At 69.5% G+C, this 2,571-nt stretch carries 2 protein-coding genes; both read right to left on the bottom strand.

The window, feature by feature from the left end; all coding sequences use genetic code 11:
* The coding region (locus PHQ87_RS15950; protein WP_300236582.1) for an ATPase, T2SS/T4P/T4SS family at positions 1–905 on the bottom strand (905 nt) is incomplete at its 3' end.
* 1 nt (position 906) lies between these two features.
* Positions 907–2,571 (bottom strand): type II secretion system secretin GspD (gene gspD, locus PHQ87_RS15945; RefSeq protein WP_300236579.1); only part of this gene is annotated, 1,665 nt, incomplete at its 5' end.

The following is a 2,571-nucleotide window of genomic DNA, read 5'->3' as shown; positions in this document are numbered from 1 at the left end:
TTGACCTGCGTCTGCCCGATGCCCGCCAGCTCGTACTCGATCGGGTCTTCCACCGTCATGATGTTCAGCTGCGCGGCATCGAGCTGCTGCAGCGCGGCGTACAACGTGGTGGTCTTGCCCGAGCCGGTCGGTCCGGTCACGAGCACGATGCCGTGCGGCTGCGCGACCAGGTGCCGGAAGCGATCCAGCAGCTCGCCCTGCATGCCCAGCGAGGCCAGATCCAGGCGGCTCTCGCTCTTGTCGAGCAGGCGCAGCACCGCGCGTTCGCCGTGCGCGCTGGGCAGCGTGGAGACGCGCACGTCCACCGCGCGGGTGCCGATGCGCAGGCTGATGCGGCCGTCCTGCGGCAGGCGCTTTTCCGAGATGTCCAGCTCGGCCATGATCTTCAGGCGCGAGATCAGCGCCGCGTGCAGGGCACGGTTGGGCTGCACCACCTCGCGCAGTGTGCCGTCGACGCGGAAGCGCACGCTCGAGTGCCGCTCGTAGGGCTCGATGTGGATGTCGCTCGCACCGTCGCGCGCGGCCTGCGTCAGCAGCGCATTGAGCATGCGGATGATGGGCGCGTCGTCGGACGTTTCCAGCAGGTCCTCGATGGCCGGCAGCTCCTGCATCATGCGGCTGAGGTCGGCATCGCTCTGCACCTCGCTGACCACGGCCGCCGCGCTCGACTCGCCCTGCGCGTACGCGGCCGTGATGCGGCGCGCCAGCTCGTCGGCCGGCAGCCACTGCATCCGCTGCACCGCGTGGTGGCGCTGGATCTCCGTCAGGGCCGACAGCCGCCGCCGCTGAGCGGCCTCATTCTCGGCCGGTGCGTCGCTGCCGGTGAGCACGAGCTGCTGGCCGTCGTCCTCCAGCAGCCACAGGTGCTCGCGGGCAAAGGCGTAGGGCAGGGGATGGCGGGCCATGTCAGGGGGTGGTCGACAGGGCCGGTGCCGATGGCGCAGGTGGCGACGGCTGGGCCGCGGCATCCGGCATCACGGGTGCCTCGTTGACCGGCACCGCGCGGCTGGCGGCCGGCTGCGCCTGCTGCTGGGTGCCGCGCATCAGTTCGTAGCGGTCCAGCGAGAAGCTGCCGGTCTGCTGCGCATCACGCAGCACCACCGGGCGCAGGAACACCATCAGGTTGGTCTTGCGGCGGCTGCGGCTCTCGCTTCTGAACAGGTTGCCCAGCAGCGGTACGTCGCCCAGGCCGGGCACCTTCTCCTGGTTGCCGGCGTACTCGTCCTGCAGCAGGCCGCCCAGCACCACGATCTGGCCGTCGTCCACCAGCACGGTCGACTCGATCGTGCGTTTGTTGGTGATCAGGCCGGTGGTCGAGTTGACCGATGACGCCAGGACATTGCTGACCTCCTGGAAGATGGTCATCTTGATGGTGCCGTTCTCGCTGATCTGCGGTTTGACACGCAAGGTCAGGCCCACGTCCTTGCGCTCGATGGTCTGGAACGGGTTGACCGCACCGTCGTTGGTGTTGTTGCTGGTGTACTGGCCGGTCACGAAGGGCACGTTCTGGCCGATGACGATCTTGGCCTCCTCGTTGTCCAGCGTCAGCAGGTTGGGGGTCGAGAGGATGTTGCCCTCGCCGTTCTCCTGCAGGAAACGCGCCAGGAAACCCAGCACATAGACGCCCCCGCGCCGCTGCGCCAGGCCCAGGTTCAGGCCCGTTCCCGGCAGGGTGACGTTGCCGTAGTCGCCCTGGGCAATGGCCGCCGCGTTGGTCAGGATGTTGTTGCCGCCGGTGCCGAAGCTGGTGCCCAGCAGACCGACGGTGCCGGCGTGGGTGCTGCTCAGCGGCCCCTGCCACTGGATGCCGAACTCGGCCGCCTTGTCGGCATTGACCTCGGCGATCAGGCTTTCCACATAGACCTGTGCACGCCGGGAGTCGAGCTGGTCGATCACCGCGCGCAACTGCCGGTACTGCGGCTCGGGCGCGGTGATGATGAGCGAGTTGGTGGCCGGGTCGGCCTGGATCTGACCGCCGGTCGAGGGCGGGGTGCCGGATGCCACGGCGGTGTTGGCGCGGTCGGCCGGGAGGTTCACCGCGCTGGCACCGGTGGCGCCGCGCACGACCGTGCCGGGGGTCGGTGTGGCGCTGCCGGTGTCCACCGTGGCCTCGCCCGCCAGGGCGGCGCGCAGCGTCGCCGCCAGCGAGGTGGCATCGGCGTTCTTCAGATACACCACATGGATGTTGCCCGAGGCGCGGTCGGAGCCCGGCCGGTCCAGCCGCATCACGAGCGAGCGCACCAGGGCCAGCCGCGCCGGGTTCGCGGCGCGGATGATCACGCTGTTGCTGCGCGGCTCGGCCACGATGGTGGTGCGGTACGAGGTGTCCACGGCCTGTCCGGGGGCGGCCGGCGCGCCCGTGGCACCGCTGCCCTCGGCCAGCCGGGTCACGATGGGCACGATGTCGATCGCCAATGCGTGTTCCAGCGGGACGATGTCCACGTCGGTGGCGCCGGCCACGTCCAGCGCCGAGATGATGCGACCGATGCGCTGCAGGTTGTCGGCGTAGTCGGTGATCACCAGCGCATTGGTACCCGGGTTCACGTTGATCGTGTTGTTCGGCCCGATCAG

Origin of the sequence: Hydrogenophaga sp., assembly GCF_028698005.1 — a bacterium.
GTDB lineage: Bacteria > Pseudomonadota > Gammaproteobacteria > Burkholderiales > Burkholderiaceae_C > Hydrogenophaga.
The sequence above is the reverse complement of the archived record's forward strand: the minus strand, read 5'-3'. Positions and strand labels throughout refer to the sequence as shown.